The 22,010-nt window shown below is 37.2% G+C and carries 18 protein-coding genes and 1 other annotated feature; of the genes, 5 read left to right on the plus strand and 13 right to left on the minus strand.

The genetic code is table 11. The features are described 5' to 3' along the window. Positions 1 to 52: 52 nt before the first annotated feature. The gene (locus KVT27_RS09030) at positions 53 to 1,480 is read left to right on the plus strand and encodes a serine hydrolase domain-containing protein (protein ID WP_036148473.1); all 1,428 of its coding nucleotides are present in this window, start codon (positions 53 to 55) and stop codon (positions 1,478 to 1,480) included. Positions 1,481 to 1,963: 483 nt separating this feature from the next. Here the strand turns inward: KVT27_RS09030 and KVT27_RS09035 are convergent, their stop codons facing one another. Together KVT27_RS09035 and KVT27_RS09040 are read right to left on the minus strand one after the other, a co-directional pair. After that, the gene (locus KVT27_RS09035; protein WP_233301710.1) at positions 1,964 to 2,599 is read right to left on the minus strand and encodes a cysteine peptidase family C39 domain-containing protein; all 636 of its coding nucleotides are present in this window, start codon (positions 2,597 to 2,599) and stop codon (positions 1,964 to 1,966) included. Between the two features lie 293 nt (positions 2,600 to 2,892). Then, a complete protein-coding gene (locus KVT27_RS09040; RefSeq protein ID WP_208706118.1) occupies positions 2,893 to 3,411 on the minus strand; it encodes an NUDIX hydrolase in 519 nt (172 codons plus the stop codon). Positions 3,412 to 3,949: 538 nt separating this feature from the next. Here KVT27_RS09040 and KVT27_RS09045 point away from each other — a divergent pair. Beyond that, positions 3,950 to 4,756 carry a class I SAM-dependent methyltransferase gene (locus KVT27_RS09045; protein ID WP_217581167.1) on the plus strand — a complete coding sequence of 269 codons (807 nt, stop codon included), beginning with the start codon at positions 3,950 to 3,952 and terminating at the stop codon, positions 4,754 to 4,756. Positions 4,757 to 4,967: 211 nt separating this feature from the next. On the opposite strand, the gene KVT27_RS09050 is transcribed toward KVT27_RS09045, so the two are convergent. The 6 genes from KVT27_RS09050 to KVT27_RS09075 all read right to left on the minus strand — a co-directional run bounded on the left by KVT27_RS09050 (position 4,968) and on the right by KVT27_RS09075 (position 11,392). Next, complete coding sequence (locus KVT27_RS09050; protein ID WP_150907389.1) at positions 4,968 to 5,717, minus strand: ABC transporter permease; 750 nt, start codon at positions 5,715 to 5,717, stop codon at positions 4,968 to 4,970. Beyond that, entirely contained in the window at positions 5,718 to 6,479 is a 762-nt protein-coding gene (locus KVT27_RS09055) for an ABC transporter ATP-binding protein (protein WP_036126052.1), read from the minus strand. 153 nt (positions 6,480 to 6,632) lie between these two features. Beyond that, complete coding sequence (locus KVT27_RS09060) at positions 6,633 to 6,974, minus strand: DUF1048 domain-containing protein (RefSeq protein WP_025116274.1); 342 nt, start codon at positions 6,972 to 6,974, stop codon at positions 6,633 to 6,635. Positions 6,975 to 7,044: 70 nt separating this feature from the next. Beyond that, a complete protein-coding gene (locus tag KVT27_RS09065) occupies positions 7,045 to 7,365 on the minus strand; it encodes a PadR family transcriptional regulator (RefSeq protein WP_036126055.1) in 321 nt (106 codons plus the stop codon). Positions 7,366 to 7,983: 618 nt separating this feature from the next. Next, positions 7,984 to 10,101, minus strand: a complete 2,118-nt coding sequence (locus KVT27_RS09070; protein WP_254636076.1) for a peptidase G2 autoproteolytic cleavage domain-containing protein — start codon at positions 10,099 to 10,101, stop codon at positions 7,984 to 7,986. 850 nt (positions 10,102 to 10,951) lie between these two features. After that, positions 10,952 to 11,392, minus strand: coding sequence for an S-layer homology domain-containing protein (locus KVT27_RS09075; RefSeq protein ID WP_217581380.1), 441 nt, complete (start codon positions 11,390 to 11,392; stop codon positions 10,952 to 10,954). 196 nt (positions 11,393 to 11,588) lie between these two features. Here KVT27_RS09075 and KVT27_RS09080 point away from each other — a divergent pair, with 196 nt between their 5' ends. Continuing rightward, the gene (locus tag KVT27_RS09080) at positions 11,589 to 12,059 is read left to right on the plus strand and encodes a DUF2975 domain-containing protein (RefSeq protein WP_217581169.1); all 471 of its coding nucleotides are present in this window, start codon (positions 11,589 to 11,591) and stop codon (positions 12,057 to 12,059) included. Between the two features lie 598 nt (positions 12,060 to 12,657). Here KVT27_RS09080 and KVT27_RS09085 read toward each other — a convergent pair. Then, positions 12,658 to 13,563: an NAD(P)/FAD-dependent oxidoreductase gene (locus KVT27_RS09085; RefSeq protein ID WP_217581170.1), complete on the minus strand. Its 906-nt coding sequence runs from the start codon at positions 13,561 to 13,563 to the stop codon at positions 12,658 to 12,660. Between the two features lie 253 nt (positions 13,564 to 13,816). Here KVT27_RS09085 and KVT27_RS09090 point away from each other — a divergent pair, with 253 nt between their 5' ends. Together KVT27_RS09090 and KVT27_RS09095 are read left to right on the plus strand one after the other, a co-directional pair. Further along, the gene (locus KVT27_RS09090) at positions 13,817 to 14,071 is read left to right on the plus strand and encodes a GlsB/YeaQ/YmgE family stress response membrane protein (RefSeq protein WP_008177675.1); all 255 of its coding nucleotides are present in this window, start codon (positions 13,817 to 13,819) and stop codon (positions 14,069 to 14,071) included. An 844-nt stretch (positions 14,072 to 14,915) separates the two neighbouring features. Next, a complete protein-coding gene (locus KVT27_RS09095; RefSeq protein ID WP_008177674.1) occupies positions 14,916 to 15,191 on the plus strand; it encodes a YqhV family protein in 276 nt (91 codons plus the stop codon). 271 nt (positions 15,192 to 15,462) lie between these two features. Here KVT27_RS09095 and KVT27_RS09100 read toward each other — a convergent pair whose 3' ends face one another. The 4 genes from KVT27_RS09100 to KVT27_RS09115 form a co-directional block, all read right to left on the minus strand. Continuing rightward, positions 15,463 to 17,619: an ATP-dependent helicase gene (locus KVT27_RS09100; protein WP_217581171.1), complete on the minus strand. Its 2,157-nt coding sequence runs from the start codon at positions 17,617 to 17,619 to the stop codon at positions 15,463 to 15,465. Positions 17,620 to 17,888: 269 nt separating this feature from the next. Then, entirely contained in the window at positions 17,889 to 19,013 is a 1,125-nt protein-coding gene (locus KVT27_RS09105; protein WP_036148491.1) for an S-layer homology domain-containing protein, read from the minus strand. A 344-nt stretch (positions 19,014 to 19,357) separates the two neighbouring features. Further along, on the minus strand, positions 19,358 to 20,026 hold the full coding sequence (locus KVT27_RS09110) for a DNA alkylation repair protein (protein ID WP_036126065.1): 669 nt from the start codon (positions 20,024 to 20,026) through the stop codon (positions 19,358 to 19,360). A gap of 274 nt (positions 20,027 to 20,300) precedes the next feature. Continuing rightward, positions 20,301 to 21,662, minus strand: a complete 1,362-nt coding sequence (locus KVT27_RS09115; protein WP_036126068.1) for an amino acid permease — start codon at positions 21,660 to 21,662, stop codon at positions 20,301 to 20,303. An 81-nt stretch (positions 21,663 to 21,743) separates the two neighbouring features. Next, positions 21,744 to 21,995: a binding site (T-box leader), on the minus strand. Between the last annotated feature and the right edge of the window lie 15 nt (positions 21,996 to 22,010).

The following is a 22,010-nucleotide window of genomic DNA, read 5'->3' on the forward strand; positions in this document are numbered from 1 at the left end:
ACTAATTGCTTATTGGTTTTATTCCCTTATAACTTTTCAAAAAGGAGGGTTTATGAAGAAGATTATTGTTTTTGTATTTACGTTATTTATATTACTCTCAGGATTCCCAACACCAAGTTATGCGTTGTCAGATTCGAAATCTGCGGCAATCCAAGCGTTGCTAGATGATGCCCGTCATATATCAGGTGTGCCAGGCATGTCAATCTCAATCCTTGCTGATGATGAAGTGCACTACTTTTCTTCAGGGCTTGCAGACCGTGAAAACGGGTTGCCTGCAAGTGAAAATACACTCTATGAGTTAGCCTCGGTCAGTAAAGCTTTTACCGGTGTTGGTATTTTGCTGTTGGAAGAGCAAGGGCTTCTCTCAATGACTGACCCTGTCCAAAAATATTTACCTTGGTTTACGGTAAAGTATCAAGGGAAACTGGTTGATACACAAAGTCTTACTCTAAATAACTTTCTTCACCATACCAGTGGTCTAACAAATATTAGACATACTCAAAATATTCCACAAGGCAATACACCGGATATGTTGCAAAAAACTGTAGAAATGCTCGTAGATGCTGAATTGGAGTTCCCTCCGGGCGAACAGTATAACTATGGAACCGTTAATTATGACGTATTGGGTTTGGTTATTGAGATTGTGTCGCGACAAAGCTATGAAGACTTTATGATGGAACAGGTATTTCAGCCGTTAGGTCTTCATCAGACGTATGTGTATAAAGAAGATGCTCAAGCCACTGGACAATTGGCACAGGGCTACCGTTCTTCCTTTTTTATGACAACTCCATTTAAGGCACCAGATTATGCTGGGAATAAACCCGCAGGCTACATCATTTCTAATACACAAGATATGGCGCGTTGGATGGGCATACAGATCGGTGTCGTGCAGAACATACCTGAAATATTTCACAGGGTAATTGAAAAATCACATAAGGGTGATACGTCTGTTTCGTCTGTCAACGATATGTATTATGCGGCAGGCTGGTCGGTCAACGCCGACAAAACGATTATAGAACACACTGGGGGCAACCCAAATTTCAGAACCCACGTAGTCATACAGCTAAATGAACGAAGAGCCATCTGCTTGCTGAGTAACGGCGCAAATACCAATATAAACCTGGTGCTAAAAGTTAAAGATATATTAGATGGCAATCTAACTCAGTCCTATGAAATAAGTGGCACACAGCTTTTCGATATTCTTTTGTCGTCTATCACAATTATTCTTTGCCTATTGGCCGTTTTGCTATTTCTTTTAGGATTACGCAGAAGGAAAACAAGTGAGCGACATCCCATAACAAAAAAGAGAACAATCGTAACGGTTATTTTACTGATCGCTACGATTGCCCTGGGTATACTGTGCTTGGCTTTCGATTGGTCAACGATACTTATTTGGCAAACATATAGCGTTCTTACAGCTTTGATATCGTTAGTATTATTAACAGCAAGCATTACATGGTTTGTATACACTCACCGATAAAATACCTCGCTCCCATTAATTCAATTTATCGGTATCTTTATTTGAAAAATTAAGACACTTCGGTGTCTTTTTTATATCATCGTATTTCCCCAGTCAAACCTAATTACTATTGCTTCCACTTATCTGCTCCGTTCGTGGAATAAGGATTTTAATCAACTATATTGCGCCGTTAAGAAACATATTTTAAGGATTGTTATTCCACAATCTTGCCCTTTCCATGAAGAAAGACGCTTGCCTAATTTCAGAAAGCGCCTGATCGTAAAAGATTATTTTTCAGACCCTCAAACTTTCATTTGGGAACATATTTTTGTTTAGATTTGTAAAAAGTTATGTCATTTGACTGTATCGTATAGATTGTTGCTCCAGATTTTGACTATCTTCTTTAATTAAAGCCCCTGTTAGTTGAACAAAAATGCACCCCAAGAGCCGTTTTAACGTTGCAAATCCGCATTTTTCTGACTGGACCCTCTTTTAATGATAGCTTTATTTGGCGTCCACGGTTATGTAAGTATTGCTATATAGAGGCATATAAATTCTCTTTATATTCCAAAGTTTCTTAAATTCATTAATTGGAACTTTTCGATTATAGCACTTGTTATCATCGTCACAATTCACTAGATGCTTTAATGATTCTGAAAGGTAAATATATTCCTTGTCATAGCCTACAACAGAGACAAAATGCAAATTATTACGATTCTTCTGTACTTTTATAAAAACAATTACGGGAGTACCTTTACTAACTTCATACTTTAATGTATTTATATTTCCTTTATAATAGTTTGTTTGAAAGCCCTTTCTTCTTAATACTTCACGAATTCCCTTTGGATATACAGTGCCTGCCCTCGTTTTACTAGGAAAATCCGTATATAACGCTTCACCCTCGGCCTCCATACCAAAATGGCGAAGTAGATACGATGTTGAAAATGCTGCACATTCCGTATTGATTTGAAAATCTATTCGGTTGTTTTGTAGAATAAGGTAGTTAGCAGGATAATTTCTTTTTCGTAAAACAGGTATGGGTAATGTCATTAAATAGGCATTAATGATAGTGGATATAATCATCCATAAAATAACTGTTCTAACTATAAATATATTAATTCCCCCATTTTTTGCGTCCATATCGAAACAATATTCTAAATCCTTCTTGCATTTACCTGCATCCTAGTTAGCTAACAACAATCTTTATGAAAACAGTCTTTCTTTAAAGTATTATGTTTACTTCTAAGTCCAGTATTTTGCGGCTCAATTCAAATGCAATATTATTAACGTGTAAATGGCTTTGACAACCTTTCAATTGCTTCCTCTATAATTTCAAAAAAGATATCTAGTTCATCTAAATCCTGTGTTAAAGTTTCTTCAATGTTTTAAAAAAACTACTTGTAAATTACCTTTTGGTGATTGCTGGAGATTAACTACAATTGAATAGAGCCTCGTTGCTTTCGGCTATCAAATAGTAATTGAATAAGGCTTTCATAATAAGGAATAAACTCTCCGTTTTTGATCATAGTCAAAATTTCTTGCTTGCTTGCCCATTTCACATTTTGTACTTCCTCATACTGTAAAGTGAGCTTATGTAGCTGCACATTTTCTTCGATTAGATATATATCGTCAAAACCATTCTCAAAGTTAATGGTTAAATGAGGACGTATTTGCTGAAAATCTAATTGTAAACCTATTTCTTCATACAATTCTCTCTGTGCTGCAATTTGACTTGTATCCCCAGCTATCGCGCTCCCTCCCACAGTAAGGTCCCACATATTTGGCCATCCTTCTTTGAACGGCTGCCTTTGTTGAATGAGCATTTCTCCACTTGAATTAAAAATACATACATGAATAACTAAATGCCAATCATCAGGTCGAGGTTGTTCTCCACGAACCCAAATACGTTTTGTTTTAATACGATTTATATCATACACATCCCATAATTCCACAAAATCATCCATTTTCTAATTCCCCTCTCTTTTGCGCAATTTTAAAAATTAAGAAAAAAATGCAATTTCCATATATTTTAACATAAATAACCTACATAATTTAAAAATGACTCCACAACACAATCTGACCCTCTAATGCAAATGGTGGTTTAACAACATTTCTTTGTTTTCAGTCTCTTTCCAAACTTTCATTTAGGTACCTTATTTTGAATGATTATGTATAGGTTAAAAACCTTTAATGAACTAATGTATTTTGAAATTAAATGTGCTACCTCAACATTTGCGCCCTTTTCCGTAATGACGACTGACAATTGTAGACAAAATGGGAAAGTAGGAATTGGAATTTTTTCTTCTAACTGACAAATTCATAGTTTTAACTTATAATATCTGGAATGATAATCGAGAGGGGAAATGAATTGATGCTGACATTAGGAGAATACATCATTAATCAGTTAAAACCATGTGAGGGTAAATGTAGCTAAGCCTCAATCCTTTACATAGCGTTCGGCAACGTTACTCTACCCAAGGAGGAGTCTACATGCAAGACCAAGTAAAATCATTTTGTCAAAAATATAATTTATATAAAGAAAATGAAATTCAACAGATACAATTACGTCATCGTTTCGAGTTAGTCAAGGCGTTTGGTATTCAAGAAGGCATGCGTGTTCTTGAAATTGGCTGTGGTCAAGGGGATACAACGGTAGTGTTGGCAGACATTGTTGGTGACACTGGGCATGTACTTGCGCTTGATATTGCAGCAAGTGATTACGGTGCACCGTTAACGCTTGCACAAGCCCTTGCACAAATTCAGTCATCGCCATTAGGGAAGCGAATCTCGTTTCATTTAGAGACAGATTTTTTAACGTTTCATCTTTTAGAGGACATTGATGTGGTCGTGTTGTCCCATAGTTCTTGGTATTTCAAATCAATGGAACAGCTACTTCAATATTTTCAACGAGCGAAGCAACTAGGTGTGAAGCTATGTTTTGCAGAATGGGATATGGCGTATACGAGCTTACAGCAGCGTAGTCATTTTTGTGCTGTTTCCATTTTGGCGCTTTATTCAGCCTTTATTGAAAACGAAGGTAACATTCAGAATGTGTGGAGTAAAAGTCAAAGTTTAGCTATTGCAGAAACAGCGAATTTTCAATTAAAAAAGTCTGTTATCGTTGAAGCGGACTATTTGCAAGATGGTGGATGGGAGCGTGATTATGCGAATGCCATCGCTGATGAATTTGAGAAAGCACCACTTTCCATTCAAGCTTTAATAAAGTCCTATATAGAAGTGATGAATGAGACACAAGAGGTCGCTTCTCTTAATAGTTTTGTTCAAGTATTTGAATAGTCGAACGTAACACAATCAACAAAGGGGTATGTTTGCGTAAACATACCCCTTTGTTGTATTTATTTGTGATATATTCAATCCTACAAACTCCATAACATTTAAAATAAGAGGTGTCAGATGTCTCTACTGTGTATCCGGTATCCGTAAACCAGTAACCAATTCTTAAGCAGTGATATGAATGACGCTACTGCTTTATTCTTTTATTATCTCCCTAACTTAACTGGCGCTTAAATTGTTTAATGGCGAAAAAGTAAGCGATAACCATGATACCGACGCACCAGGAAAGAGCAAGCCAGATATCGTTGCCAACAGACCCTTCATATAAGAGGGCACGAATCGCATTTACGATGGAGGTAACGGGCTGGTTTTCAGCAAACGCACGGACAATTTTTGGCATTGTTTCGGTGGGAACAAAGGCTGAACTGATAAACGGTAAGAAAACTAGAGGGTATGAGTAAGCCGTTGCCCCCTCCATAGTCTGTGCTGCCAAACCAGGAATAATGGCCAACCATGACAGTGCTAGTGTAAACAGCCCCAGTATCCCAGCTACCGCAAGCCAATCCAGAATTTCTGCGCTGGAACGGAAGCCCATCAAGAGCGCGATGAGGAAAACCACCACAATCGTAATGGCATTAGAAACTAGCGAGGTCAACACGTGAGCCCACAATACAGACGAGCGCTTGATAGGCATGGTCATAAAACGCGCCATCAGCCCGTTCTTTATATCCGTAAACATCCGTGCGGAGGTGTAAGCGCCTCCGGATGCGATAGCCATCAGCAAGATTCCTGGCAATAAATAATTGACATAGTTATCCGTACCTGTCTCGATGGCGCCGCCAAAGACGTAGACAAACAGAAGCATCATCATAATCGGCGTAATAGCCACTGTAATTATAGTATCCGGGCTGCGCATGATGTTACGCATTAAACGTCCTAATAATACCCATGTTTTGCTTGTCATTTATATTCCCTCCTTTTTGCCAATGATTCCGAGGAAGATTTCCTCCAGTGTCGGCTGCTTCTCAATGTACTCTACTTTCGCTGGCGGGAACATCTCTTTGAGTTCGCTTAGGGTACCGGTAGTAATGATTTTTCCATCATGTAGGATGGCAATACGATCGGCCATTTGTTCGGCTTCCTCCAGGTACTGTGTTGTTAAGAAAATGGTCGTGCCACCACCAGCAAGCTCCTTGACAGTTTCCCAGACTTCTATCCGCGCTTCGGGGTCAAGCCCTGTTGTTGGTTCGTCTAGAAAAATGACTTCTGGCCTCCCAATTATGCTCATGGCTATGTCTAGCCTGCGCTTCATCCCACCAGAGTATTTGTCTGCCCGACGATTGGCCGCATCAGTCAGGCTGAATTTTGCTATCAGATTGTCTGCAATTTGTGAGGGATTGGGAACGCCTCGCAACTTGGCAACCATCATCAGGTTTTCTCGCCCAGTGAGCATGCCGTCTAAAGCTGCGAACTGCCCTGTCAGGCTGATGCTCTGACGGACATAATCCGGTTGACGCTGGACATCATGACCGCAAATACCTACTTTGCCACCATCAGGCTTCATAAGCGTTGAGAGGATGTTGACGATCGTCGTCTTGCCTGCTCCATTTGAGCCTAGAAGTGCGAAAATTTCGCCACGATGCACCTCAAAATCCACCCCCTTTAAGACTTCCTTTTCTTGAAAAGATTTTTTTAACCCTTTTACAGAAATCGTTTCATTAGTCATACTTTTTTCCTCCCTTATAAAAATCTCCTTACAGTTTGTATTCACTCAACTACTCTGTCTAACCGATAATCTGTATAACTTAGTACTAGGTTAAAAGTAAAACTGAATAGCGAAGGCGGTAATTAGCTATTCAGTCTGAATTATCGGTTTGATTTATTTTTTTCCTAATCGATTCAAAATGCTCTGATTCAAATCTTCACGATACTTGGCGATATAGGTTTTAGCGTTTGCTACTAGTTCATCAGCAAAGGACGCCACGTCTTCACCTGTGATTTCCAGCACTTGTCTGCCTTCCGCTGCACCAGCTTCAAACAAATCGATCAATTCATACTGCATGTGCAGCATATCCATCCCATTGCCTGATGTGAAATTCCACATGTAGTTTTGAATTTTTTTAAATACAAACTGGTAGTCATCTGGAAGTTCCTCAACCCGTGCCATCATCATCTTGTACTCTTTTTTATCGCCAATCAATTTTTTGAACATTTCTATCATGTTATTTTCCTCCTTTTTTATTAAGCATAAAAAGATACTTCAAAATTATTGGACGGAATATCATATGAAACTAGATTGACTTCAGGACATTGATTTTCGAAGATATAAAATCCCATTTTTCCCAAAACAGCTTAAGTTCTTCACGTCCAGCCTCATTAAGTGAGTAAAACTTGCGGGGCGGTCCCATATCTGACGGCTTCTTTTCAATACTTACCAGATGTTTCTTTTCTAAACGCACAAGGATGGTGTATACCGTCCCTTCTACAACTTCGGTAAAACCTAACTCATTCAAGCGTCGAGTAATTTCGTATCCGTAGGTTTCATGGCGGCTAATGATTTCCAGTACGCAACCTTCCAGCGAACCCTTCAGCATTTCTGTTAAATTTTCCATATTTAGAACCTCCTCTACTATGTCTGACTTATATTCAGTATAACTTAGTACTTAGGTAATTTTTTTTCAAAACAGCTTTTGAGTAATCAAGCTATTAAGTATTACTTATTACAACTACATAGTACCAACTAGTAGCGTCAGTGTCAACCATTTTTCTTAACTATTTTTAGAATGTATTACCGTAGCTATCGACACCATTTTTCTTGAAGCCCTTTATTTTCTTCCGACCACTACCTTTTACAGTGGGCATTCATCGGAGGAATTTTTTATCTTTCGAGATTAGCGCTACCGTTCAAAAATATAGCCAAGTACATTAAAACTTATTATCAATAATAAGCTTATTTCAATAGACATTAATCATGCAAATTTAAAAAATGAATTTTATTGAAACAAACAATTTGGGATTGATAAAACAAGAGCCTATATTCAAATTAATAGGATGCTCATATTCCTGATTTCATTTATGCCATAAAAAAACACCCCTAAAGTTAGATTTGCGACTCAAACTTTAAAGGTGTAGGACCATTCAAAAAAATGTTTAATTATAGACCTCGGCGTAGATAAAATAATAATTCAATATAAAAATTTAACAAAAACTTATAATAGCCTTATAAGTTGCTATTTAAACATAACCAAAATCTGATTAGGTCCAGTACGTTTCATCACTCGATAACCTTCGTTGGAAGCTGTAGCAATCCCTTCATGATTCGGCATGCAATATTTTCCTGGTTTACATGTTCCGTCATCACGGACTAATAGTTGCCCTAATAAACCCACAGCCGCCCATTCTGGTCTAATGAGCCTTGGAATGTATTCTTTTGTAGAATCCCATTCAGGGTTTACTAAAGGATGTGATGTGGTATGTTCGGGAGTGAGAATATTTCCTTTTTCATCTTTTTTTGCTGGAACAATAACATCCTTGTATTTTACTCTTCCCCATTCATCCAAGGCATATTTATTTTTCCACCTTAATTCTCCACTGTTACCTAATATAGCAGGAGTAGAGCTTGTAATTCCTAATATATAATCATCTTTATTATGCGCTTTTCTAATTTTATCACTTTCTTCATCAAAGGTAACAAAATACCCAACATCAATTGCATTTGAATCAACTGTTTCAAACAATTCAGCATAATCTGAAGCAGGCATACTCACCGTACCATCAATTTTTACATTTCCATTACTTAAGATTTTAGCTGCAAGTCCTTTGTTTGTTAAACTCGTTCCGTTTGCTAAATACCAAGAGTACGCAAGTTCATTGGCATCTCCAAAACGCCCCATGATATGTGCACCCATAAGCCCATTTGTACTTGTATTATTTCCCTCTGCATGGGAAAAGGATCCGTCTGCGATTGTTTGGACTCCTTCGGCATGGGAAGCTCTTCCACTTGCTCTTGTTCGGTCTCCTTCTGCGTGGGAAATCAATCCACTTGCAATTGTAGCTGACCCTTCTGCGTGGGAAATGACTCCACTTGCCACTGTTGCTGACCCTTCCGCATGAGAATTAGAACCACTTGCCACTGTTGCCGCCCCTTCCGCATGAGAATTCAATCCTCTAGCGATGGTATCAGAGCCTTCGGCATGAGCATTGGAAGCACTCGCCAATGTTGCTGACCCTTCCGCATGAGAATTCAATCCCCTAGCGATGGTATCAGAGCCTTCGGCATGGGCAGCCCGTCCACTTGCAGTCGTCCCTTGCCCTTCTGCGTGGGAAAAATCATTAGAAGCCGTAGTACGCCTAACAATCTCTCCTGCAGTATTCCTTGTTGGGCCACCCTCAGAATGAGAAGCTCTTCCTTCAGCTCTTGTTTCTTCTCCTTCCGCATGGGCAGCAAATCCTTTCGTAAGATCCCCAACTACACCTGCAATAGATCGAGCTCCTTCGGCATGAGAAGCATCGCCACTTGCAGTAGTAACACTTCCTTCCGCATGGGAGGCTCTTCCTGCAGCCCTAGTCAGTTCTCCTTCCGCATGAGAAGCTCTTCTTTCTGACCGTGTAGAATCTCCTTCGGCATGGGCAGCGATGGAACTAGCTATGGTACCGGCCCCTTCTGCGTGGGATGAATCTCCACTTGCTGTAGATAGGCTCCCTTCCGCATGGGATGCAACACCACTGCTTACAGCGTCTTGCCCTTCTGCATGTGAAAAGTCTGCACTAGCTGTTGTTCTAAATCCTTCGGTATGAGAAGCTCTTCCTTCGGATTTTGTTAACTCTCCTTCCGCATGAGAAATGAATCCGCTAGCTTCACTTTCAGACCCTTCTGCGTGGGAGATATCTCCACTAGCAATAGACAAAAGACCTTCAGCATGAGATTGACTTCCTTGGGCTTTGGTCTGATCTCCTTCTGCGTGGGATATTCCACCAGATGCTACTGTTAGAGAGCCTTCGGCATGGGAAGCTTCTCCACTGGCGAATGTACCTGAACCTTCTGCGTGGGAAGCAAATCCAAATCCAACCGTATTATTTCCTTCAGCATGAGAAGAACCACCTTGAGCAACAGTTTCTTGACCTTCAGCATGAGAAAAACCACCACTAGCAGTGGTATTTGAGCCTTCCGCATGGGAAGCAAAGCCAACAGCAGCGTTAGCAGTACCTTCCACTACGGAACATCCATTTGCAGGATCAACAACAATACAATTACTACAACAAGGTGTAGGTGCCATAACCTCTACTTCCTCCGCTTGCTTCTCTATCTTTTGCTTTTCATTGACCTTTTTCTTGTTTGAGTTCGTCATAAATTCTCCTTTCATTAATATCAACTTATTAAAGTATTTCCTTTATCAAAGATGCTACGTAGGCCTTGTAATGCGAAAACTTTAGATGAAGTATATAAAATGCCATTTCTTAGAATGACATTATGAAAACGGTCTTAAATTTTGAGTTTAAATGCGTATCCCCCTTGAAACCCCCACCTCTTTGGCAGGCGCATTTTTTGTTAGTCAGCGTTTGACCTTCGCTGCTTTTGCATATGATAGATCAGAAATCCATTAGGTGCTATATATCATTCCAACAACTGATAGATACAATTAGGGCGTAGGTTGGAAAGATAAGATTTATACACGTTGAAACAGACTGTTGTTTACAGAAAAAACTATTACATAAACTTTTGTTATCATTCTATTACAAGGCAGACATCATTTGTTTCGACGATAGGCAATCTATTAAGCTCCCTTGTTCCTAAATCTGATCTATCTATAAATATGCATTCTCAAATCTATTTGACTAGGATTAAATCTTATTTTTTATTAAGATAAAATTATCGATTATATTTGTTCTCATTTGGTCAGCTTAGACTCTCCTCAATTATAGATGCACCTCAGACATTTAACTCTAAACTATTAGCTATTCACACCATTATTTACATTTACTTACAAAAACATCCTATGGAAGCAGACTAGTACCATTTTGACATGGATGGTTTGATCATTTACATAGAGTGTTTTATTCGAAATAAGTTGATTTCATTTTTTCGAATAGAATATTTATAAAAAAGATTGATTAAAACTATTCGTTTTTATAATACAAATTTTTCTCCAGTTAGAAATTTTCTCAATAAAAAACTACACATGTAACGGCGGCATCTACCTAACCGAACTTGTGTAGTTTCTTTTCAATGTTTGACCATTTTTCTGTTGCAGCTGCCTCAATTTCTCCAATCGCCCAATGTGGATTAGGAACATCTTTAAATGTAGACGTTGTAATGTCTGCTAAAGCGGGACGCTCGAATAATTGGTTGAGTACTTTCACTGCCTGTGCGCGTGTAATCGTGCCATTTGGATTGAATGTCTTTTCCGTTGTACCATTAAACAAACCAACTTGCTGTACAACTTCAATCGCATCTTTTGAAAGATGAATTATTGTTTCCTCAAAAGAACTATTATTTATTGTTGGGATGTCTCCATTTGTTAAAAACCGAGCTAACATCGTAGCCAATTGGGCACGCGTTACCGAAGCATTTGGTTTGAATGAACCATCTGGGTAGACAAGGTAAATTGTTCGTGACTCTTGTGATATAACAATTAACATTCCAAATGAGGTTTCAATATGGAGTAAAACGGTATAATTTTATTTCAAATCAACCTCAAAGTACAGCACACCGTTAACTCAATAAAAAAATAATTTGAATAACAACAACAATATAATGAAAAACAAAATAAATATATTGATAAACGATAATAAATAAGCTAATATCATATTATCATTAATCAGTGAGGTGCTTCAAATGAATGTTAAACTAAGTTCAACTTTTTTCTTAAAAATCGTTGCTTTTCTTATTGGAATTGCGGTACTTGCTGTGTGTGTATATTGGTTACCTCAAACAGCTATACGAGATGCGAAAGTGCGTCCAGGAGATTACTCGATATATCCATTATTACTATGTGCCTACGGAGTATGCATTACGTTTTCTATTGCGTTGTTTCAAGCATACAAACTATTAAGTTATATCCATCTAAACAATGCCTTTTCTGACCTATCTCTTAAATCCTTGAAGGTTATAAAAAAATGTGCTTTCACAGTTATTTTCTTCATTTTGATTCTACTAATTTACTTAAGGTTTTTTGCAATGTTCACGGGTGAAGACGCAGCAGGTCCGATAGCACTTGGTCTAATAGGGATTTTAATAACAGCTATCATCGCAGCCATTATAGACGTACTTCAAAAGCCCATAAAAAATGCTCTAGAAAAAATGTAGATTTTGACTACTTTCCCTACTGAACCTTAAATGAAAAATGGGTGCCTTTTCTTTTTGAAAAGACACCACCAATTTAGACATTCCATTAAGTTAAACAGCTATGAGAGATTGAATTCGGTATTGTACCGTGTTTAATCCTTTTAATTTCTCTGCACTAAAGTTTTTCTATTTAAAATAGCCATAAATGCTACATTAGTTTATTGTTGATGAGCCAAGGATGGAAAATGAAGATATAGATTTGCGTCTAGTTGGTCCATTAGGTTGTGTTTTTTTAACAGGTAGTGTAATAGTAACTGTTTTTTTAGTTTAATGATTCAGTTCAAGTATTCAATATCTAAATCGGGGCTTTTAGTATTAAATTCTATTCTTTTTGTTTTCGAAAAGCTGTGCCATAGTTCGAAAAATTCAACAAAAAAACTTCAAACCTTCAAGCTTTTTAAACAACACGAAAAACGAATTCTAAAATCAAAATTCGTCCTTCGTAATTTTTTATACTACTAACTCTATCTAACACAATGTTTAAAGTAAATGTGAGAATACATTTCCCTGATTGAATATTAGCTAAGTTTTAGTTGAAGCGGCAGGTATTATGACGTAATCAAAAGCGGTCCATCGTTATATCAGTATTTACTGAAACCGCAGCTTTATTACCTTTTGCAGCTGAAATTATTAAAGAGGATGGTTTAGATCTTTCGGTTTCACCTGCAATATATACATTTTTTTGGGTTGTTCTACCAACACCGTCTGTAATAACTTTCCCATTCTCATGAATTTCACAGCCAAGCTTCTCAGCAAATTGATTGGGGCGATAATAAGATGGGGCAACAAATCCACCAGATCTTATAATTGTTTCCCCTGTTTCTAATTCAATTTTTTGTAAATAACCATCATTACCTATTAAGCCTTTGATCTTTTCCGATATGATTTTGATATTGTGTTTTTGTAACTCCATTTTACCTTCTTTAGATAGTTGGGCCCCATTTGTTAAGACAACCAAATCCTTCGACCAAGTATAAACTAACTTAGTCAAATGTAGTACATGCTCTTCTTTTTCTGCAATAACCACTAATGGCTTATCTCTTTGCTCCCAGCCATCACAATACGGACAACTAAATAGGCTTTTCCCATAAAACTTTCTTATACTTGGTATAGTAAATATTTCTTGAATACCTGTGGCGAGTATTATTTTTTCTGTAACAAATTCCTCATTAGTAGATGTTTTGACAGTAAATCGCTCATTTCCTATATCCTTAATAATTTCAGTTACTGTGGAAGTAAAATAGAATACGGACGGGTAATTTTCCAGCTCTTTTAACGCTATTTCTTTAAACGCTTGTGGTTTTATTCCATCTCGAGTAATAAATCCATGTGATGCTTGTGTCACTCTATTCCTATTGGTTCTATCGTCAAATAATGCAATGTTTCTTCTAGCCCTTCCTAAAGTTAAACTAGCACTTAAACCTGAAGGACCTCCACCTATAATGATACAATCAAGAACATTCATTATTTACCTCCATACTGATTTGGATTTGTTTTGAATTGTTATTTGCATAAGAAAACTCATTATTTCCCACATCATGGATTTCCATTCTTTACACTATATTCGTTTTCTTGTTTTTTAACTAAGAATTTTTGTTTTTCCACTATCACTCCCCGTTCGTTTAAATATTTTTTCTCTATATAGTTTGAAGAGGCTTAATAAAGGTTATATAACACTATAGCGAAATATTTATAATACAAGATAGGAGATGTACAGTATGAGTTTCATTTGGTTTTTAATAATTGGCGGGCTTATCGGTTGGCTTGCAGGAATAATTTTGGGAAAAGATATCCCAGGTGGCATTATTGGTAATATTATTGCAGGTATTATTGGTGCATGGATTGGTGGTACGCTTCTAGGTAGTTGGGGTCCTAAAATTTCTGATTTCTATGTCTTCCCTGCTCTCATTGGTGCAATTTTATTAGTTTTCATTGTAAGCTTAATTATGAAATCATTGCGTCAAGCTGCATAAGCTAAATAGATTTATGAGTTAAACGAATCAGACGTAATCAACAATAAATGGTGTAAAAAAGCGGCCTTCCACAATCTATTCTGTGGAGGACCGCTTTTACTTTGTTCTTCTTTACTTAACCATCCACTGCTCCGTAAATTCAAGAAACAGAACGGCTTATTATTCGCTAAAAAAATATGAAAATAATGCAGGCTATTAACGAAAAAATCCCAGTCCCTAAAGCAATCGTTCCGTTAGCAATGTTATATTTACTTTTCTTTTTCAGCTTAAATATGAAAAGTAGTCCCGTGGCTGTTGTAATTAGGAAAATTAAAAAAAAACCAATAGGCACAATATACATTTAATGAATTCCTCCATTGCTAGGCTTAGTTTAATATCCATTTGTATCTAGCAAAAATTGATCTTTTTCAATTCTCATTCTAACATGATTCATTATTCTTATCAGTTTCCTGAATATATACCACTTCAAGCGTTGCTCAAATACTAAACATTTCTTAACGAGAACTAATAGTAGAATTAGATTCTAGTAAATGGACTCCCCTCACTTAAAATGAAGAATTAACAAAGAATGGTAGTGGGATAATTATGTGTGTCTATGACTTACTTAACCATTTTCTAATGCAATAATAAAATCTATTTAACCAGAAAATAGATATATCAAACTGATTCGATTTCCTAGAAAATCGCTGATTAACTCAATACTATAAAGCATTATATATCAAGAATATTTGATATGAGCCCTACATATATTGATGTTAATCTTTCTATAAAACAGAAGTCTATGTTGATTCTATCCGAATGATGGAATGTTCTCGTATAAACGAAAATTATTGATAAAGATAGGATGATGACAATTATTGATAAATCTCTTCTTGCTATGGTTATTTTACGGGTTTTGTCTGGAAGTATTGAAGTAAGTGCTGGGTTGTTAATGCTAAAGTTGAATAGTTTAGAAAAAGCATTCTATATTAATACATTGCTTGCTTTGGTTGGTCCAACAGTTTTAATCGTAACGACTGCCATTGCCTTATTTGGACTCGCTGATAAAATTCCTGTCATGAGAATCATTTGCCTATTCACAGGAATTACACTTATTCTAATTAGCTCTCATATAAAGTAAGGAAAAATATCCCACAAAAAGGATGTTATATAAATTTTAAAACATGACATTTACTTTCTATACTAAACAAAGAACCATTCATTTCTTCACAGCAACTAGATATTCTATCCATCGATTACAAGCCCCACATAAATCTACTCTATCGCAGACAGATAATATGATCATCTTTTAACGGTATAATCATCAACAGTCTTTTTTCGCTTTATATTTTACCAAATTCAATGACCAAGCGGACCCTTGTACATTTAAAAAACTCCAGAATACGCTACATTTACTCTTCTATCATTTCTAGATAGCCTTGCTGTAAACATGTATCCGTCACAAACTTCTTATTTCCTGTTGTAAATGACAATTCAATCGTGCTACTTGTAACAGCTACTATTTCCGCTTCTCCAAAAATCACATGCATTACTTTCGAACCAACGATTAACGCTGACTCGGTTGTAATTGTCCGCTCATTATGAAATTGCTTCAGTGCTTTCCTCGGGCTTTTCTGCGCTTTCTTTGGTACTTCCTGCGGTGAAATGATTTGTTTTAACTCCTTCATGAAAATCGATGGCTCCACACTTGTTTTAAAGCGCTTGCTATACGAAATTAATTCCAAATGGCGAATCGCTCGCGTGATCCCTACATAAAAGAGCCGCGTTTCTTCTTCAATTTCTTCTTCCTGCTCACTAGGTAAAATCCCTTCAATTAAGTCAATCAAATACACACAGTCAAATTCTAAGCCTTTTGAGCTGTGCAATGTTGTCAGTGTAATGGCATTCAAATCATTTTCTATGTGAGACGAGCGGGCTAAATGTTCAAGCTGCTTTAAACGACCTGCAAATTCAGTCATCGTCTGCGTATGACGCGCAATTAAACCAAGTACATCTACAATATCTAGTAAATTTTCATAATTAAAGCCGAGAGTCTCACTCATTTTCTTTAAAGTACGCTCATACCCAAAGTCATAACGGATATGCTCGAGCATGGCGGTTGGCGTTGTTTTATCAAATTGGATGCTATCATACGTTTTGCGAATTCGCTTAATATATTCAGGCTGATAATCCTTTAACTCAACATGCTCTAACAACTGAGTGAATACACAGCCTTCCTCCGGCACCCTTTGTAGTGCCTTCAATTGCGCTGGTATAATATAAGCATTCATTTTTCTATAAATTTTTTCAAAGACAGTGATGTTTTTTGTGTTGTACGCTAGACGCATGAAGTTCATAATATCCTCCACGACCCAATGCGTAAAAAAGCGCATGGTAGAATCTTTCATATAGAAAGGCAAACCTGCTCTGTCAATCGCGTCCATAAGTGGAATGGCTGACGTATTATTTCGATATAAAATAGCCGTTGAGCCACGCTTAGACAGTTTTTTCAACTGATCCACTAAATATTTGGCCTGTAAATGGTAATTCTCTAGAATTTTAAATGAGATTGGCTCTGCTGCAGGGTTTTCCGTAAACATTTGTTTGTTATAACGTTTTTTATTACGCTGAATGAATGTATTGGCTGGCTCTACAATCGTTGCAGAAGAGCGATAGTTTTGTGTCATCAGTAAAACTTGCGCCTCCGGAAATACCTTTTGGAAATTTAACAAATAGTCTGGGTCTGCACCTCGCCAGCTATAAATGGCCTGATCCTCATCCGCGACGACGCATAAATTTTGATGCACCGCGACAAGCTTCGCAATAATCTCATGCTGGACGGGTGACGTATCCTGACTCTCATCCGTTAAATAATAATCATAGCGGCGTTGGTATTGTGCCAGCACATCTCGGTTTTTCGTGAAAATTTCATTTGCCATTAATAGCATATCATCAAAATCAATTAACAAACGGTCACTACCTGTGCGCTTATATTCCTCATAACGTTGTAAAATCTGTACTTTTCTTGGCACCTTTACGTTTGCAATATCCCATTCCTGTTCTGGCAGCATTTTATTTTTGATAAACGTTATGTACGTCAGTAGCTCGTCTAGCTGATCTTCCGTAATTTTTGTGTCATTTAATTGTTCAAAAATCTCGCGAAGCACTCTTTTTTTAGAAACGACACCCGGCTTGTCCGATTCTTCAATAATGCCGTACGAAATGCCCTGACGTTCAAGTGTCTGCCGCACCACTTGAAAAGCTAAACTATGAATCGTCGAGAAATCAACCGGTGGCAAATGCGGGAAAAACTTTGCAAAACGTGCCTTCATATCACCTGCCGATGCCTTGCTAAACGTAACGGCCTTTATGCGAGAAGGCTTCACACCAAGCTCCTCAATCATATATCCAATACGCATAATAATCGTCGTCGTTTTTCCTGAACCAGGCGATGCCAATAGTAGCAACGGACCATTCGTTTGCAGCACTGCCTGCGTTTGCACATCATTTAGACGAACGCCAAGTGAACGTTCCTTTTCCTCAAAAAACGCTTTTTGCGCTCCATTCATATCCATCGCTCCATTCAAAAATCTATACTATATTATAACCTAATGAATTCAATGATGAGGATTCTACAGAGGAATGCCCTACAATTAGCGCCAAAATCGGATCTTAATCCACAATAAAAACCGAAATCAGAAATTCCGGTTCGTCTTTTTTATATGTAAATTGACATTATTTCTACCCCATAATTTTGAAGTAAACTTTTAAAGATAAACTTATTTACTTTAAGAAAAAAAGCGGATTTGAGATAATAAATCCCTTCCGCTTTTTGTTCTTAGTTGATCTCAGTTTCTAATGCTTCTTTCCAATCTTGGTCAGAGTCATCTTCATCAAGAACAACGTTATAAATTTTCCATTTACCATCATCATTTTTCTTAAGATAAGCAGTACCTGATAAGTCAATGTTCATGTTAAAAGACATATCTGGAGCTGTCATAGATACTTTATATACTAGGTTATCAATGCGAACTTCAGCAAAATGATTCGTTACAGAAACTGCATTGATCACATGTTCACCTATCTGTTCCATTGTGAATTTAGTATCTGGATCTTCTTCAATCATACCTGCCATATCCATACTATCAAGTGAATAAGCCAGTTGGTAACCCATTGTCGTTTCACGATAAAGGGCTTTTAATGCTTCTACGTCTTGTTGTTCAGTAAACTTCATCTCATCTTTAATGTAACGATCCACTGTTTGAATGCTTGCAGCTGGATCTTCATCTGTTCCTGGCACTAAATGTAAGGCACGGTCAATCATCACGATAGCTTCAGCTCGAGTTGCATCATTGTAAGGTTTAAAGACATTTCCATATCCTTTGATAATTCCTAAAGCTGCCGTTTTCATAACCGCTTCATAGGCAAAATTACCCTTTGGTACATCTGGGAATACTTTTCCTGTTGCTGAAAAATCAAGCGTTGACTCAAATGCACGGTAAATCATGACTGCCATTTCGTTACGTGTAATCTTATCATTCGGTCGGAAAGTGCCGTCAGGTTTACCATTGATTATGCCTTGGCTGCTAGCAACCTTCACATACTCGTAATACCATTTCGCTGGTTTTACATCAGGGAACGATTTAACTGTTTCACCTGCATGTAAATTCATTGAATTCACTAAAATTTTCGTGAATTCAGCACGAGTAATCGAATTTTTTGGTTTTATAGAGACGTATGTATAATCATATTTCTCCCCATCTTCCTCAAACGATTCTGTTTCCACATATCCGTCTATAATATCTGCATATAGGAAACGTTCCAATTCTTCGTATGCCCAATGATCGTAATCAACATCATCCAAAAAATATAAATCGATGGGTTTTTCTGCTGCTGCTGCTGGTGAAACACAAATAAATCCAATAAATACAAGGGAAGATAAAAAAACATAAAGTGCTTTCATTGGTGGTTCCTCTACTTTCTTCTATTAAATTTTTACCAATAGACGTAGTTTACATGACTGTTACAAATATTAATAGAGTGCAAAATATGGAAATGAATAATATTTTTTAGAAAAATACTTCATATAAGATTAGTCGCAGTGCATATAAAAGTCTGGCAGAGGTTTAATTAGCTACTGTTTTGATTATAGGCTAGGAGCATTCTGAATCGAAAAAGAAATTATTTTAGGAAAGCTTTTCCAGAGGAGAAGTTGATTGAATATAAGGTGGAGGAATCATTAATATCATAAAGACGCTTTCCTTATTTCTGAAAAGCGCCTCATTGTTTTGCATGAAATAGCGGTAACTAATTATTTTGTCGTTTGTTCACTTCAATTGTAATGAACTCTGGTAAATAGCTGGGCGTACATCCTTTTGCCACTTTTTCATCTTTGTAAAGACCCGTTTTCTCACCAAGTTTAATACAACGTGCTCGATTCTTTTCATCATAAACACCAATCCATCCTGCTGTGAAGTTCATAGCCCACTGTACTTCCGGTTCTTCCTGCATAATAGTAGCTTCTAATGCAGATAGCAGGTGTACAGTGTTATCAGGAGGTATTTGCCCAGTCCATCTCAATCGCCCTTGATAATACCAGAAAGCTCGCCTTTGAAGAGGTGAAGGGCTATTTTCCCATGACTCCATTAACTCAATTTTCTTTTTGTCTTTTGTGAGCTGATTCGCCATTAACCAATCCATTAAGTTATTTCGCTCATCAAAAGTGTGAGTCTGCATATCCTCATCAAGCTTATTTAGCACATCCTGTGAAAGACATTTTTTGTCCATAATTAAAATCGCTAATAGTCTAGGCAAAAACTCTTCGGTTGACCAAAGTTCCATAGCTAGTTCATGGTCTTTTTTTATGTCCTTCGCGATTTTTCGTAGGTCGCCTAGCTTCGTTTTACGATTGATCTGAGATAGAATGTTTTCTGCTTTTGAAGGGCATGTTATTTCTGTATCTTTTTGTTCATCCATTTTATACAGCTCCTTTATTAAAGCATTATTTCATAATCGATATATCCAAAACTTAATGTCGTTATACGTATTATGCCCGTGCTGTTCCTCCAAAGTTTATCTTTTTTCATAGAAAAAGTCCAAGAAATGTTGGTTTAACAGCATTTCTTGGACTTTGATTTCTTTTTGGGACATTCACGTTTTCTAGAGCATACACATGATTAATCTTAAGATAGCTGTATCCAATCGATTTACGTCCCATTGAAGGAAATATCGGTTAAATAAAATGATTTAACTATTTTTTCACATGTATGCCTTTGTATCCAATAAATAAGATTAAAAACCAAACTGGTGCGACATATAGCGCAATACGCATGTCTGGAATAAACGCCATTAACACAATCACCATTAATAAGAATGCAATGGCAATATACGTAGAAAGTGGATAAAGCGGAATTTTGAATTTCAGCTTGGCTACTTCCTCTTTCGTTTTTGACTTTCTAAATTTCAATTGTGCTAATAATATAATCATCCAGCTTGTTATGACTGCCACAGTTGCAACAGCAGAAATATAGATGAACACTTTTTCAGGTACTATATAGTTTAAGACAACCGCCATTAATAACACCGCTGAAGAAAATAAAATCCCTCTACGTGGACTACCGTTTTTGCTTACTGTTTTGAAATAGGCTGGACCATTCTTCTGTACCGATAAGTTATGTAGCATACGTCCTGAACCGTATAGACCACTATTAAATGCAGACATCGCTGCTGTAATGACAACAAAGTTAATAATGTGAGCTGCAGCAGGAATGCCGACATAATCAAAAATTTGAACAAACGGGCTACCCTCTGAACCAACTTCGTTCCATGGATAAATAATCATCATAACGCCTAATGCACCAATATAGAAAATTAATATACGCCAAACGATGTTGTTAATAGCTGAAGGAATTGACTTGCTAGGATTTTTTGCTTCTCCTGCAGAAATACCAACTAATTCAACCCCACCGAATGAGAACATAACTAATACGAGTGACATTAAAATACCATGGAAACCATTAGGCATGAAGCCACCGTGTGCCCATAAATTATCGAAGCCAATTGCTTCACCTTGGTTGCCAACACCGAAGAAAATAATGGCTAACCCTAGAACGATCATACCGATAATCGCAACAACTTTAATCATCGCAAACCAGAATTCAAATTCTCCGTAGGCTTTTACATTTGCTAAGTTTACAAGCGTCATTATAACGAGTACTGCAAGGGCAGTTACCCATTGTGGAATATCTGGGAACCAGTAGTTAATGTATACACCGACTACTGTTAATTCTGCCATACCAACGACAATCCACATGAACCAATACGTCCAACCCGATAAGAATCCAGCAAAGCGCCCTAAATATTTATTCGCGTACGTACTGAACGAGCCTGAAACAGGTTCCTCTACTGCCATTTCGCCTAATGCACGCATAATTGTGAAAATAACTAATCCGCCAATTAAATAAGCTAGTAAAATAGATGGCCCAGCCATTTGGATGGTTGAACTAGAGCCATAAAATAAACCGACTCCAATGGATCCGCCAAGTGCAATTAATTGCATATGACGTGTACTTAATCCGCGCTTTAGCTGTGAATCTTGATGATTGTCTTTCATAATGTCTAACTCCTATTACGTTTAGATTTTCAAATACTTTGCTCAAAAAAGGAATAAAAAAAAACGCCCTTTTGGATTAACCAAAAGGACGATTCAACTCGTGTTACCACCTTTAATTTATAAGCAATTCACATTACTTACCTTAAGAAGTACGGTCATTTGACGATACTCTCGCACATGATTACGGGTGCTTACCGGTGTAGCCTACTTAGAATAATCTTTTCGGTACACAGCTCCAAGATGAATTCTCAATCGTTTTACATGCACCTCTCATCAACCGGTAACTTTCTGTTCGTAAAAATAATTGATACTATTTCTTTTCATAGCCTTTGTTCTATACAAATATTT

Source organism: Lysinibacillus sp. GbtcB16 (genome assembly GCF_019091145.1).
Classification (GTDB): domain Bacteria; phylum Bacillota; class Bacilli; order Bacillales_A; family Planococcaceae; genus Lysinibacillus; species Lysinibacillus fusiformis.